General features: G+C 41.9%; 13 protein-coding genes and 1 pseudogene. 10 read left to right on the top strand and 4 right to left on the bottom strand.

Features of this window, described 5'->3' with window-relative positions; genetic code table 11:
- Positions 1-615, top strand: coding sequence for a DUF4352 domain-containing protein (locus tag HMPREF0847_RS09525; protein WP_008808285.1), 615 nt, complete (start codon positions 1-3; stop codon positions 613-615).
- A gap of 77 nt (positions 616-692) precedes the next feature.
- On the opposite strand, the pseudogene sstT reads toward HMPREF0847_RS09525, so the two are convergent.
- Positions 693-1,906: pseudogene (gene sstT / locus HMPREF0847_RS09520) on the bottom strand (serine/threonine transporter SstT).
- Positions 1,907-2,287: 381 nt separating this feature from the next.
- Between sstT and HMPREF0847_RS09515 the strand changes: the two are divergent.
- From HMPREF0847_RS09515 to HMPREF0847_RS09500, 4 genes are all read left to right on the top strand, one after another.
- Positions 2,288-3,190, top strand: a complete 903-nt coding sequence (locus tag HMPREF0847_RS09515) for a DUF2268 domain-containing protein (protein WP_008808287.1) — start codon at positions 2,288-2,290, stop codon at positions 3,188-3,190.
- Between the two features lie 64 nt (positions 3,191-3,254).
- The gene (locus HMPREF0847_RS09510; RefSeq protein ID WP_008808288.1) at positions 3,255-3,623 is read left to right on the top strand and encodes an EXLDI protein; all 369 of its coding nucleotides are present in this window, start codon (positions 3,255-3,257) and stop codon (positions 3,621-3,623) included.
- Positions 3,624-3,885: 262 nt separating this feature from the next.
- Complete coding sequence (locus HMPREF0847_RS09505; RefSeq protein ID WP_008808289.1) at positions 3,886-4,890, top strand: NADP-dependent oxidoreductase; 1,005 nt, start codon at positions 3,886-3,888, stop codon at positions 4,888-4,890.
- A gap of 16 nt (positions 4,891-4,906) precedes the next feature.
- Positions 4,907-5,551, top strand: a complete 645-nt coding sequence (locus HMPREF0847_RS09500; protein WP_008808290.1) for a TetR/AcrR family transcriptional regulator — start codon at positions 4,907-4,909, stop codon at positions 5,549-5,551.
- Between the two features lie 96 nt (positions 5,552-5,647).
- Here HMPREF0847_RS09500 and HMPREF0847_RS09495 read toward each other — a convergent pair whose 3' ends face one another.
- Genes HMPREF0847_RS09495 through gdhA form a run of 3 tightly spaced genes read right to left on the bottom strand, consistent with a single transcriptional unit; the run spans position 5,648 to position 7,663 of the window.
- Complete coding sequence (locus tag HMPREF0847_RS09495; RefSeq protein ID WP_008808291.1) at positions 5,648-5,800, bottom strand: NADP oxidoreductase; 153 nt, start codon at positions 5,798-5,800, stop codon at positions 5,648-5,650.
- Entirely contained in the window at positions 5,801-6,286 is a 486-nt protein-coding gene (locus tag HMPREF0847_RS09490) for a GNAT family N-acetyltransferase (RefSeq protein WP_008808292.1), read from the bottom strand.
- Positions 6,287-6,316: 30 nt separating this feature from the next.
- On the bottom strand, positions 6,317-7,663 hold the full coding sequence (gene gdhA / locus HMPREF0847_RS09485; protein WP_008808293.1) for an NADP-specific glutamate dehydrogenase: 1,347 nt from the start codon (positions 7,661-7,663) through the stop codon (positions 6,317-6,319).
- 235 nt (positions 7,664-7,898) lie between these two features.
- On the opposite strand from gdhA, the gene HMPREF0847_RS09480 reads away from it, so the two are divergent.
- The 5 genes from HMPREF0847_RS09480 (at position 7,899) to HMPREF0847_RS09460 (ending at position 14,300) form a co-directional block, all read left to right on the top strand.
- Positions 7,899-8,837: a dihydroorotate oxidase gene (locus HMPREF0847_RS09480; RefSeq protein WP_008808294.1), complete on the top strand. Its 939-nt coding sequence runs from the start codon at positions 7,899-7,901 to the stop codon at positions 8,835-8,837.
- A 163-nt stretch (positions 8,838-9,000) separates the two neighbouring features.
- A complete protein-coding gene (gene msrB, locus HMPREF0847_RS09475) occupies positions 9,001-9,936 on the top strand; it encodes a peptide-methionine (R)-S-oxide reductase MsrB (RefSeq protein ID WP_008808295.1) in 936 nt (311 codons plus the stop codon).
- Between the two features lie 84 nt (positions 9,937-10,020).
- A complete protein-coding gene (locus HMPREF0847_RS09470) occupies positions 10,021-10,707 on the top strand; it encodes a DUF4947 domain-containing protein (RefSeq protein WP_008808296.1) in 687 nt (228 codons plus the stop codon).
- A 92-nt stretch (positions 10,708-10,799) separates the two neighbouring features.
- On the top strand, positions 10,800-12,071 hold the full coding sequence (locus tag HMPREF0847_RS09465) for a TRZ/ATZ family protein (RefSeq protein ID WP_008808297.1): 1,272 nt from the start codon (positions 10,800-10,802) through the stop codon (positions 12,069-12,071).
- Between the two features lie 282 nt (positions 12,072-12,353).
- Positions 12,354-14,300, top strand: coding sequence for a beta-glucoside-specific PTS transporter subunit IIABC (locus HMPREF0847_RS09460; RefSeq protein ID WP_008808298.1), 1,947 nt, complete (start codon positions 12,354-12,356; stop codon positions 14,298-14,300).
- The last annotated feature ends 71 nt before the right edge of the window (positions 14,301-14,371 follow it).

The raw sequence follows: 14,371 nt of genomic DNA, 5'->3' as shown, positions 1-14,371 counted from the left end.
ATGAAACATGATCCCCCACACGAAATGATTGATGCCGATGGGAATCTCTATCAAATTAAGAAGCCTTTACATAAACAGCCATTATTTTGGGTCAGTGTCATCAGTACTGGCTTGGTCATTATTCTATCTTTGGTAACAGTTGCTTTACTGCTCATTAATTTCAGCCTTTCAGAGGATAGTTTGAAGATAAATGGCAGGATAAATAGTTCATATCGGGCTTACGATTATAAAAATGAGCATCCTAATCATTATTTTGGCGATGCTGTCTTTTTTCAAAATGGAACTAAAATCACTGTTCAGTCAGCAAAGATGGATACTAATAAAAAGATGAGTGACGATGCTGCTGGAGTTGCTGTTGTTGTGTCTATAAAGGTTAAGAATACTTCCAATCGGAGGATATTATTAAATCCCTATAATTTCGACTTATATGATGAAAAAGGAAATCTTTATATTTTAGATGGTTCTACCTTTGACCATGCTCAGGTAGGGATGGATTTAATTCCTGGGAAGACGATTAGCTTCGACTTAGTGTTTGATGGTGAGCAGGGGGATGAGCATTCCTATACCGTAACTTATGGTGAAGATAAGTGGATGAAGCCCAAATCAAAAAAATAGCGATCATTTTAATGAATCAACTAAAGATAAATAAAAAACCAAACTTTCCTATTGATAGGATGAGCTTGGTTTTTTTATTAGCGATCTTCTTTAGGCCAGTTTCTCATTTCTGCAACAGCAGTAAAGAGGACATCTGTAGAGGAGTTCAAGGCAGTTTCGCAAGAATCCTGAATGACTCCTATCACGAAGCCAACACTAACGACTTGCATAGCCAAATCATTGGAAATGCCAAAGAGGCTACAAGCTACAGGAATCAGCAGAAGAGAGCCACCTGCAACTCCGGACGCACCGCAAGCAGAGATAGCTGCAACGATGCTCAAGACAAAAGCAGTCGCAAAGTCTACTTGAATTCCCAAAGTATGAACAGCAGCAAGGGTCAAAGTATTAATAGTGATCGCAGCACCAGCCATATTGATGGTGGCCCCTAGAGGAATCGAGACAGAATAAGTTTCAGGGTTTAGATTTAAGTCTCGACAAAGTTTCATGTTAACAGGAATATTGGCTGCAGAACTACGTGTAAAGAATGCTGTAACACCGCTAACTCTGAGGCAACGCCAAACAAGAGGATAGGGGTTTTTTCGAAGCATGATAAAGACGATCAGGGGATTGATAATCAGGGCGACAATCAGCATGGTGGCAATTAGGACTAAGAGCAATAAGCCATAACTTTGCAGTGCTTGAAATCCCTTGCCGGAAATGGTAGTGTAAACCAGCCCTAAAATCCCGAAGGGGGCGAGGTTGATGATCCATTCGACGATTTTAGAAGTAACTTCGGCTGAGGTTCGAAGCAGATCCTTGCTGTGATGACTCGCTTCGCGCATGGCAATCCCAAAAACTACAGCCCAAGAGAGAACGCCGATATAATTAGCTGAAATAAGAGCATTGAGGGGATTGTCAACCAGCTTTAGCAAGAGGTTGCTTAGAACTTGTCCGATGCCGTCGGGAGGTGAGAGGGACTGTTTAGCGTCTGCCAAATCAATTTCAAGCGGAAAGACAAAGCCAATAAGAACTGCAACAAGGGCAGCCGCAAATGTTCCCAACAGATAGAGCATAATCACTGTTTTCATATTGCTCTTTTCTCCCTTCTTCTGCTGAGAAAGAGCATTGGCTACAAGAGCAAAAACCAAGAGAGGGGCAATTGCTTTTAGACCGCCAACGAAAATTTCACCCAACAGGCCAATTGCTGAAGCTTGGGGAAAGAGGACAGCTAATAAAGCCCCGCATAGGATACCCAGTGAAATTCGTTTAATAAGATTTGTTTTTTCCAAGTAAGAATTATTCGATGAAGCATGGCTATTCCTTTCGTTACGATAGAAAGTCTGCTCCAACAGTTAAAGAAATTGCTGAAGCTTGGGTGTAAGAAAGCAGAGCTCTCTCGTTGATAGATAAATTAGTTCAGTGGCTTTTTAATTGCTCAGAAAGCAGAAAAAATCATACTCATTAGATTCGTATTATCTGAATGCGCCACAGAGTATTTCTCCATTATACAATAGAAAGCTAGTGAAAGCAATGCTGGTCCTAGCTGGTCATTCCCTATCTTCTCAAAAATCTTCAAGTGGAAGTAGCTGATTTCATAAACGATAAGAAGATTTTAGATAAGTTTCAAATCTTTTTCTTGACTCTGACCTTAGAGGAGGGTGTATACTGGTGAAAATTAGAAAAGGAGATTACCATGAAAATCAATATGATTCGTTCGGATAAAGTTTATCAAGAGATGCTCGAGCTTCCTTTAGAAAAGAGAGAAGGTTGCTTTCGAGCTAAAATATTAGCACCTTTTGCAAAGAAATACCAAACTCAACACATTCCTTTAAAAGCAAAGTATCCCGGAGGATTTGATGCTCTGTTTCTACTTGGCTTTATGAATCTGTTGCCCGGAACTCTATCAGAAAAGGATAGACCGGCTATCGATGCTCTGAGCTCTGATCAACTCTGGCAAAATTGCCAAGATACCATCAAGAGGAGTATAGGTCTTTTTGAGCAGGCTGGCTATGATTTAGAGGTTGAGGATTATCATTTTACTATTTTATTGGGCAATCCAGAAAAGCCTATGCTACAGCTCAATAAGGGTTATAGCGGAGATGGTGGAATTCCAGGCTACCTCATGCTTAGTCTGCTACCGAATGACTATACTTTGCCACGTGTGCAGGCTGCGTTAGCCCACGAGTGCAACCACAATGTCCGCTTCCAATTTATCAAATGGAACCAGCAGACGACACTAGCAGACTGGGTAGTCAGTGAAGGTCTGGCAGAGTCTTTTGCTGCTGAGCTCTATGGCAAAGATCTCATTGGGCCTTGGGTTACTTCAACCAGTTCCGATCAGTTAGAAGATATTAAGCCCATCATCTCAAGTCAGCTTCAGCTAACTGGGATGGCGGAAATGGCTCCTTATCTCTACGGTGATGAAATTGCAGAGATACAGGGTCAAATTCCGGTTGGTATGCCCTATGCTGCGGGCTATGCTTATGGCTATCATCTGATACAAGCTTATCTGAAAGAGACTGGCAAAAGCATTATTGAGGCTACCGTGACACCGACAGAAGAAATTTTAGAAGCGACTAAAGACTTTTGGAAATGACACATTTTTGCTTGAAAATCTACCAGAACCTGATATAATGTAGGTGATTTCTGGAGGTATCAGTATGCATTATAAAAGAATTGAATTAAAAGTCACAAATCAAGGTATCCATGAGCGCAAGATTTTTCAAGGTGTTAAAATTTTCAGCCGCAGCAAGCTGTCCAAAGATCAGAAAAGCATTCTGACGCAGAAGCTTTACCTGACTCCGAAGCAAAACATTGTTTACTATCAACGGACAGATGTCAACTATGACCAGAACTGGCATCATAATAAGGACTATTACGAATTAGCTTACGGTCAGATGGACAGAGAGACGGTTTTTAAGGTTTGCCAAGATTTTGACGACCTGAGTCCTTTTCTGGAGAATGAGCTGCTGGAGAAGCTAAAAGAAAAGCAGGTAGCAGGCAAATTTTTTGAAAAATTAGATATATAAAAATCCGACTGCTTTTATAAGCAGTCGGATTTCTTTGAGTTCTAGTTTGAAAATCTTTCATGAGGGAATATAGAGCTATTGAACCAGCAGTATTTTTTTATTTTACCAAGATACTGAAATTAGATCCATTTTTATCATGAATAGCTAACTTAGTTAGAAGTTGTGGGAACAGTATAGTTGACTTCTTTGAAGAATAAGCGTACAATCAAGAAAAATGATTGAGCGCTCACTCAATTTATAGATAAACAAAGGAGTTCATACAATGGTTGTTCAAGCAATACAATATAGTCGTTTCGGTGATGAAGAAGTGTTAGATTTAGTGAACATTAAATCTGATTCTTTGAAAGAGAATCAAGTTAGGGTAGAAGTTTATGCAGTTGGGTTAAATCCTATTGATTATAAGACTTTTGAGGGTGCAAAGCCACTTCGTTTTCTATCTTTTATGACAAAAATTAGGTACCCAAGTCGTTGGTTTGAGTCAAAATCATCTCTCTTTCCAAGAGGTGTTGGTCGGGATTTCGCTGGAGTCATCACAGAAATTGGTGAAGGGGTAAGTCGGTTTGCAGTAGGGGATAAGGTTTTTGGAACAATGATCAGTGACCCTGGATTGGGGACCAAGAGGGGAGCTTTGGCCACAGAAATTTGTGTCAATGAATCGGAAATTGTATTGAAACCAGATATGATTGATATGAATCATGCTGCTACTATGGGGGTAGCCTCTTTAACTGTGGGAGGTGCTTTTAGAAAAATTGAGTTGAGTTCTAAAGATGTTGTAGTTATTTCAGCAGCGGCAGGAGGTATTGGAAGTATTGCAGTACAGTATGCAGTTGCTAAGGGTGCAACGGTTATCGGCATTGCAAGTAAGAAGAATTCAGAATATCTGAAGTCCTTAGGTGCCATACCAGTAGCTTACGAAGAGAACATCCAGAATGTTCTTCTATCAGCAAGTCCAAAACCGATTACAAAATTCTTGGATTGCTATGGAAGTGATTATGTTAAATTGGCTTTCAGTTTGGGATTGAAGGGCACAGCTATTGGAACGCTAGTACCTTCACCATATGTTATGATAAAAGGTGCTCAGTTCACGGGTCCAAGACATTCCACATATGATGATTTGAACACTCTAGCGGAAATGGTCTCAGAAGGGAAGGTTCGGCTGAATATTGATCAGGTTTATGATTTTTCTCTAAAGTCAGTTAGAGAGTCATATCGTAGTCTGAAGTCGGGACACACACGAGGTAAGAAAGTTGTAAAAGTAAGAGAGTAGCAGAGAGGGGCTAGCAATGGAAAGTATAGAACAAAAGTATGCTCAGACATTAGAAAATAGCAACTTGAGTTTAAAACAACGTCAAGTGTTATTATCAAGTTTAAAGTTGTTTTCAGAAATCGGCTTTGAAAATACAACAGCCAGCCTTATTGCTAAGGAGGCTGGAGTTTCAGAAGGGACCGTTTTTAGTTACTTTAAAACCAAGGAAGGCATCTTAGAAGCTATTCTGTCAACTTTTCTTAAACAGGTTATTCCAGATGTGATTGCTGATTTTTCTGAGAAGAAATTTACAGCGAATCAAGTGAGTTTTCCAGTGTTTTTGAGAAGCATTGTTCGAGATAGACTAGTCTTCATTCAGGAGAATCACATGCAAGTTAAAATTCTCTTGAGTCGTTCTTTTATTGATAAAAATATTTCTGACCAGTTAGGGAATGTTATTGTTCACTCTATCATTAAGCCAATTAGTCCAGTTCTGAATCAGTTTAAAGAAAATGGTGTTATCCGAGATTGGTCCAATGAAAGAATTGTTCGCTATATTTTAGCCTTGAGCCTTTCTTATGTTATTCCAATGATGCTAAATAATAAGGAAGATGAGAACATAGATGAAGCAGTAAACGAAATTGTTGACTGCCTGTCTTCTGCCTTAGTAGAAGTAAAATAAATCTAGATTTCTAAGCTTACTATTTTAAATAGTAAGCTTTTTTGAGACCAACATAAAAATCCCCAATCGGAGTGATTGAGGATTGAGAAAAGAATCTTAAACAATACCTTGTGCAATCATAGCGTTGGCTACATTTTCGAAGGCAGCGATATTAGCTCCTGCAAGGTAGTCTTTGCTAAGTCTGTAAGTTTCAGCTGTGTTGAAGATGTTTATCATGATGTCATTGGGACGGCCAGAGTATACTGACATCTATTCATCTGATAAGAGGGATTTTATCATCCAGATATTCATAGCTGGGTGGCCGGCAGCGTTAGAAAGTGGTTGTTGCAGTGATGTAAAACCATAGTGTTGATAGATGGCCACGGCCGTAGCCAGTTCAGTAGAGGTTTCTAGATAAAGCTGTTCATAACCTGCTAGGCGGGCTTCCTGGAATATCCGCTTTATCAACCTGCTGGAATAACCTTTGCCACGGCTATTTTTGGTGACATACAGTTTTTGTAATTCAGCAATTTTATCGGACACAGGTGCAAAGCCACCACAGCCAACCAGCTGATCTTCATCTTCCAGAACAAAGTAAGCTGCTCTCTCTTGCTGTTGATAATAATCGGCCAAATGATCTAGATGAGAATCAAAGTAGACAGTTCCTGGTTTGTCAAGCCCGAATTCTTCTAGGCTGGCTCGAATGAGTTGCGCTACAGCTGGATTGTCTCTCACTTCCATTGGCCGTAAGTTCATGATTGACCTCCGATAGGATGTATCGATTAATTAAACTAATCCTTGTGCAATCATAGCGTTGGCTACATTTTCGAAGGCAGCGATATTTGCTCCTGCAAGGTAGTCAGTACCAAGACCGTATGTTTCAGCAGTTGTTTTAGCTGTGTTGAAGATGTTTGTCATGATGTCTTTGAGGCGTCCATCAACTTCTTCACGTGTCCATGAAAGACGAAGGCTGTTTTGGCTCATTTCAAGGGCAGATACAGCTACACCACCAGCATTGGCAGCTTTGGCAGGTCCGTAAAGGATTCCGTTTTCTTTGTAGACTTTAATCGCATCAAGGTCGCTAGGCATGTTGGCACCTTCTGATACGCAGATAACTCCTTGAGAAACCAAGCGTTTAGCTGCTTCACCGTTGATTTCGTTTTGAGTCGCACATGGAAGAGCGATGTCGTAGTTTCCAGCGTAAGTCCAGACAGAACCTTCATGGTAAGTAGCAGTTGCTTTTTCAGCAGCATATTCAGTCAAACGTGCACGACGTTTTTCTTTAACATCTGTAAGAAGGTCGAAGTCGATACCATTTTCATCGATGACATAACCATTTGAGTCAGATACAGAGATGACAGTAGCACCGAGTTCAGTCGCTTTTTGAAGAGCGTATTGAGCTACGTTACCAGAACCTGAAATAACCACTTTCTTACCAGCAAAACTGTTACCATTAGCTTTGAGCATTTCTTCAGTATAGTAAACCAAACCGTAACCAGTTGCTTCTGGACGAATCAAGCTACCACCGAATCCAAGAGGTTTACCAGTCAAGACACCCGCATCAAATTGGTTAAGGCGTTTGTATTGTCCGTAAAGGTAACCAATCTCACGTCCACCAACACCGATATCGCCGGCTGGGACGTCAAGTGATGGTCCGATGTGTTTTTGCAATTCAGTCATGAAGCTTTGGCAGAAGCGCATCACTTCAGCATCAGTTTTACCTTTAGGATCGAAGTCTGATCCACCTTTACCTCCGCCGATTGGAAGTCCAGTCAAGACATTTTTAAAGATTTGTTCAAATCCGAGGAATTTCAAAATCCCTTGGTTTACAGTTGGGTGGAAACGAAGTCCGCCTTTATATGGTCCAACAGCTGAGTTAAATTGAACACGGTAACCACGGTTGACTTGTACTTTGCCTTCACGGTCAACCCAAGGAACACGGAAAGAAATTACGCGCTCAGGCTCAGTGATACGTGCCAAGATATTTTCTTCGATGTACTCAGGGTGTTTTTCAAATACAGGCTCCAAAGTGCTGAAGAATTCTTCAACAGCCTGGAGAAATTCAGCCTCATGCCCGTTACGAGCTTTCACAGTTGCAAACACGCTTTGGATATATTCTTTAGCAGATGTCATATCGTTCTCCTTTTTGTTGTTATATTTTATTACATGAGCCATTATAGCAGAATTTTTTTGGGGTGTAAAGAAAAAAGTTGAATTTTCTGAAAATTTGAAAAACTATCTTTTGGATAGATTCCCGAACGTTTGTTAGAAAATTCCAGTTTAAAAAGCGAAAAAGCGGAGTTTGGTGATATAATGAGGAAAAAGAGATAGAGGCATTAGCCTTCATAGGGAAAAGGAGTATTTTACTATGGTTTCGACATCGACACAGATTGCTGGTTTTGCATTTAACAACTGCCTGATGAATGCAGCTGGGGTTGCCTGTATGACAAAAGAGGAATTGGCGGAAGTCAAAGATTCTGCTGCGGGGACCTTTGTGACCAAGACAGCGACGCTGGAATTTCGTCAGGGAAATCCAGAACCGCGCTATCAGGATGTTCCGCTGGGCTCTATCAACTCCATGGGCCTGCCTAACAATGGTTTAGACTACTATCTTGACTACCTGCTGGAACTCCAGGAAAGTGAACCAAATCGCACTTTCTTCCTCTCTTTAGTCGGTATGTCACCAGAAGAAACCCACACCATTCTCAAAAAAGTGCAGGCAAGCGACTTTAAAGGGATTACTGAGCTCAATCTCTCCTGCCCTAATGTCCCTGGCAAGCCGCAGATTGCCTATGACTTTGAAACGACGGAAAAAATTTTGTCAGAGGTTTTTGTTTATTTCAAAAAGCCCCTAGGCATTAAGCTGCCTCCTTATTTTGATATTGTGCATTTTGACCAGGCCGCTGCGATTTTTAACAAGTATCCGCTCAAGTTTGTCAATTGTGTCAACTCGATCGGAAACGGCCTTTATATAGAAGATGAGTCAGTGGTCATTCGTCCGAAAAATGGTTTTGGAGGTATCGGAGGTCAGTACATCAAGCCGACTGCTCTAGCCAATGTCCATGCTTTTTATCAACGCCTTAAACCAGAAATCCAAATCATTGGTACTGGTGGTGTCCTGACGGGGCGCGATGCCTTTGAGCATATCCTCTGTGGAGCCAGTATGGTGCAGGTCGGAACAACCCTTCATAAAGAAGGTGTAGCAGCCTTTGAGCGCATCACCTCAGAACTCAAGACTATTATGGAAGAAAAAGGCTATGAAAACCTAGAAGATTTCCGTGGGAAATTGAAGTATATAGAGGAATAATCTTCTATACAAGCGTTATTGTGATTTGAAATGAAGAACATGGCTGGGTTGATTGTCATTAAGACCCAGCTTTTTCATATTATTTTGAAGAAAGTTCTAATCAAATTGCTATAATTTCGACTCCTTTTATGAGAAAATAGACGCAAAGAAATGAGGTGTTTTTATGGCTGAAATTTATCTAGCAGGAGGTTGCTTCTGGGGCTTGGAAGAGTATTTCTCCCGCATTGAAGGTATTAAGAAAACGACAGTGGGATACGCCAATGGACAGGTGGAATCAACCAACTATCAACTGATTCATCAAACGGACCATGCAGAAACGGTTCATCTAATCTATGATGAAAAGAGGATTAGTCTGCGGGAAATCCTGCTCTATTATTTCCGAGTTATTGATCCTCTGTCGGTCAATAAGCAGGGAAATGATGTAGGACGTCAGTATCGGACGGGCGTTTACTATACGGATCAAGCTGATAAGGCGGTCATTGAACAGGTCTTTGCTGAGCAGGAAAAACAGCTGGGACAAAAGATAGCTGTTGAGCTGGAACCTTTGCGCCACTATGTATTAGCTGAAGACTACCATCAGGATTATCTCAAGAAAAATCCCGGTGGCTACTGCCATATCAATGTCAATGATGCCTATCAGCCCTTGGTCGATCCTGGCCAATATGAGAAACCTACAGATGCGGAACTGAAAGAACAGTTGACGCAAGAGCAATACCAGGTGACCCAGCTCAGTGCGACAGAGCGTCCTTTCCACAATGCCTACAATGCCACTTTTGAAGAAGGAATTTATGTCGATGTGACGACTGGAGAGCCTCTCTTTTTTGCCGGTGACAAGTTTGAGTCGGGCTGTGGCTGGCCTAGCTTTAGTCGGCCTATTGCCAGAGAAGTTCTGAGATACTATGAAGACAAGAGTCATGGCATGGAGCGGATTGAAGTGCGCAGCCGTTCTGGCAATGCCCATCTGGGCCATGTCTTTACTGACGGTCCAGAATCAGCAGGCGGTCTTCGCTACTGCATCAACTCCGCAGCTCTGCGATTTATTCCAAAAGAAAAAATGGAAGCAGAAGGTTATGCTTATCTGCTTCAACACATGAAATAAAAGGCCGTTAGGCCTTTTTTGCTGAGCGTTGACAAAAGTTTTTAGATAAGGGATAATGATCATAATAAAAATGAGGAGTGAAAGATGAAATTAAAAAGATTTTCGACGATTTTACTTACTATTTTAACGATTGTCACTCTAACTGCTTGTAAATCTAATGGTAAAGGGCAGGCTAATTCGAATAAACCAACTGAAGAAAGTTCAAGCTCAAAATCAGAAGAAAAGACTAAGTCAACTAGTAAAGAAGAGAAAACTAGTAAAGAGACCCAGTCGTCAAGTAAGGAAAGTGGAGAGAAGGATAATTCTGGTTTCTCAGAAAAAAGGGAAGCTTCGGACAAAGGAGACCAGTTAGCTCCAAAAGATAAAATCTATGCAAAAGGACATGGAAGTGTATCTTATAACTCTTCTGACGGGCAAATTAAAGCTCAAGTGCCTAGTTATGAAGGCTATACTGAGGAAACAGTCAAAGAAGCACTGGGGGAACCTGAGGCAGTGATAAGGGATCCAAAATACCTCACTGGAAACTTTAGAAACCAAGAAATTAAAAACTTAAAATCATTATATTTAGATCAGCATCTTACAAAAGAGCAACTGAGCGCCTTTGGTGCTGCAGTAGCGGATGTTGCAGTCGGAGTTGGACTAGCTGGGGGAGAAGACTCTGCTAACAGTTATGTCTTATATAGTTACAAGAGGAACGAGGTTTTTCTCGTATTTTATAAAGGCCAATTATTATATATTACACCGGACCCTGATTATCTTAATTTCGAATAAACTATCAGAATCTCTTGAACTATTTTATAAGGCCTGTTATAATAGCTAAAATCTCCTGAGTGCAAGTGTTTAGAAAGTGAGGATATATCCGGATGAAAGCTTATACAAATGTCAATCTGGTGACCTGTGATAGCGAATTTCATGTTTATCGGGGAGGCCTGCTTGTGGTGGAAGATGACCGCATTGTCTACTGCGGTCCCTATGACCAAGCTTGGCTAGGGAAATGTAGTGAAACAGTAGACTACGAAGGTGCTTGGATCATGCCAGGTTTGGTCAACTGCCATACTCACTCGGCCATGACTTTACTACGTGGGATTCGTGATGACAGCAATCTGCATGAATGGTTGGAGGATTACCTCTGGCCAGCAGAGAGCCTGTTTACAGCAGAAGTGACTACTAAAGCAGTTCAATTTGCTCTGGCTGAGATGTTGCTGTCAGGAACAACAACATTTAATGATATGTATAATCCTCATGGGGTGGATATTAAGCAGATTTACCAAGCTGTCCGTCAGTCGGGGATGCGCTGTTATTTCTCTCCAACTCTCTTCACTTCACCAGCGGAAACAGCAGCAGAGACCCTGGCTCGTACCCGGGCTATTATAGAGGAAATCCTCTCCTATGATGACGAAGATTTTCAGGTCATGGTGGCTCCTCATTCACCCTATGCCTGTGATGAAGATTTGCTAAAGGGCAGTGTAGATTTAGCGCGTGAGTTGGATTTGAGGCTCCATATTCATGTGGCAGAGACCCAAAATGAAAATAAAATTATCCTGGAACGTTACGGTAAAAGGCCTCTGGCTTTCTTGAAAGGGCTGGGTTACTTGGAGCAGCCAGCAATTTTTGCTCATGGGGTTGAGCTGAATCCGTCAGAGATTGCGGATTTAGCGACGTCACCAGTCAGCATCGCCCACAATCCTATCAGTAATCTCAAGTTGGCTTCTGGTGTAGCTCCGGTGACTAACCTACTAGTTGCTGGTGTGACTGTTGGCTTAGCAACAGATTCTGTCGCTTCTAACAATAATCTAGATATGTTTGAAGAAGGTCGGACCGCTGCTCTACTTCAGAAGATGTGGGTAGGTGATGCAAGTCAGTTTACGATTGAGCAAGCCTTGAAAGCACAGACGATTGAGGGGGCTAAAGCGCTGGGCTTGGAGGACAAAATTGGTAGCCTGGAAGTGGGGAAGCAAGCCGATTTCATTGCTATTCAACCAAAGGGGCGGATTCACCTTTATCCATTGGAAAATATGCTGTCACACCTCGTGTATGCGGTTAAAGGTAGCGATGTCCAGGATGTCTACATTGCTGGCAAGCAGGTCGTTCGAGATGGCCAGGTTTTGACAGTGAATGTCAATATAGAAGATTGATTTTGAGAAGAAAATAGAGGCTGCATTTGCTTTCAGTCTCTTTTCTTTTAAGATACTTTCTAAAAACATTAAAAAATTTTTAGAAAACGCTTGCAATTTTAAAATCATATGCTATACTAGATACAAGGATTGTTACTGATCACGCAGGCAAAACCTAGATGAATACAAGTAATGAGTTAGAACTCTGTTCTATCTTCTCATTTGGTATTCGTCTAGGTTTCTTCTTTTTTTCAGGAGTTTGAACAGGTCTAGCGTGATCAAAATAGAACAGGAGGATCCCAAATGGCTAAAGACTACACAGAATTAGCTAAGGACATTGTTGCCCACGTTGGGGGCAAAGACAATATCACCAAACTAGTACACTGCGTGACATGCTTGCGTTTTTCCTTAAAGGATGAATCAAAGGCGGACACAGACTATCTGATGAAGAGAGATGGGGTTGTAACGGTTGTCAAGGCCGGTGGTCAATATCAAGTCGTTATTGGCAATCATGTGCCTGATGTCTACGAAACGGTGCTCAGAGTTGCTGGTATTTCTGGAGAGGGCAGTGTCGATGCAGATGACGATGCTGTAGAAGGAAATCTGTTTGACCGCTTCATTGCGCTTGTATCAGGCCTCTTCCAGCCGATGCTCGGTACCTTGTCAGCAGCAGGTATGATCAAAGGTGTGGTGGCCATTATGGCAGCCTTAGGCGTTGCCAAAACAGATGGCGCTTATATTGTTCTCAATGCAGCAGGAGATGGTCTTTTCCAATTCCTTCCTTTGATTTTGGCTATTACAGCTGCTAAACGGTTCAAGATGAATCAGTTCACTGCTTTGGCTATCGGGTTTGCTCTGGTTTATCCAAATATCGCAGCTAGCTTTACGGCGGAAAAACCGCTTTATACACTTTTTGCTGGTACACCGATTGAGTCTCCGATTTTTTCGACTTTCTTCGGTCTTCCAATTATCTTTCCAGCATCGAGTATCTTTCCAGCATCGAGCTATTTGTCAACGGTCCTTCCAGTGATTGCAGCTGTTTGGGCTGGAGCCAAGATTGAAAAAGGCTTTAAAAAAATCATTCCAGATGTTGTCAAAGTCTTTATCGTACCATTCTTTACTCTTTTGATTACAGTGCCACTGGCCTTTCTGGTTATCGGTCCGGTCATGAGTTGGGCATCTGATTTAGTAGGTGCTCTCTTTACAGGTATCTATGATTTTAGTCCGGTGCTATATGGTATCGTTCTAGGGGCTGCTTGGCAGGTTCTAGTCATGTTTGGTCTTCACTGGGGCTTGGTGCCACTAGCAATCCTGGAACTGCAAAAAGGTCCAGGTGTCATTCTTGTTGCCTCTATTGCTATCTGTTTTGCACAAGCAGGTGCTCTTATTAACATCATGATGCGAACCAAGGAAGAGAAGGTTCGTCAGCTTTCGATTCCAGCTTTCATCTCAGCTCTCTTTGGTGTAACGGAGCCAGCTATTTATGGGATCACACTCCCAATGCGCTTGCCATTCATCATGACCTGTATTTCTGGAGCGTTGACTGGTGCATATCTAGCTTTCTTTGATGTCAAAATGCAGGTTATGGGAGGTATGGGACTTTTTGCAATTCCATCCTTTATTGAAGCTGGCAACAGCATGACCTTGATTCACTTCCTCATCGCTATTGTAGCGAACTTTGTACTAGGTTTTGGATTGACTCAGCTGGTCAAGATTCCAAACCTTTTCGGCGGTCCGTCTGAAAAAGATGCTACTCCGTCTTTAAATGTTGAAAACGAAAGAGTCTCTGACGGAGCTACTGTGCAAGTCGTGACAAGCCCATTAGCTGGCGAAATAATCGCTCTTGAGGATACTCCAGACGCAGTCTTTGCTAGCGGAGCTATAGGTAAAGGAGTTGCCATTGAGCCAAGTGTCGGTGAAGTAGTGGCCCCTGCCGATGGTGTCATTCGCCTGCTCTTCCCTACCAACCATGCTATTGGTTTAGCTACAGATGATGGAGCAGAACTCTTAATTCACGTCGGTATGGATACAGTAGCCCTTGATGGAAAAGGTTTCACAGCTCATGTTGTCCAAGGCTCTAAGGTCAAAAAAGGCCAGCTTTTGCTCAGCTTTGATATCGATACTATCAAGGAGGCTGGTTACCCTGTGACAACTCCAATCATTGTCACCAATATGAGTCGCTTCAGAGATCTGAAGGTTTTGGCAGAAGGGGAAGTTGACCTAGGGGATACTCTATTTGAATTAAACTAAAAACCATATGAAAAGAGCAGGATGTGGATGTCACCTGCTCTTTTTAAGTTTCAAAAGGTCTTAAGGTTCAG

This window comes from Streptococcus sp. 2_1_36FAA (assembly GCF_000161955.2).
Taxonomy (GTDB): Bacteria; Bacillota; Bacilli; order Lactobacillales; family Streptococcaceae; genus Streptococcus; species Streptococcus gordonii.
Note: the sequence above shows the minus strand (reverse complement) of the source record. Positions and strands in the feature narration are given on the sequence as shown.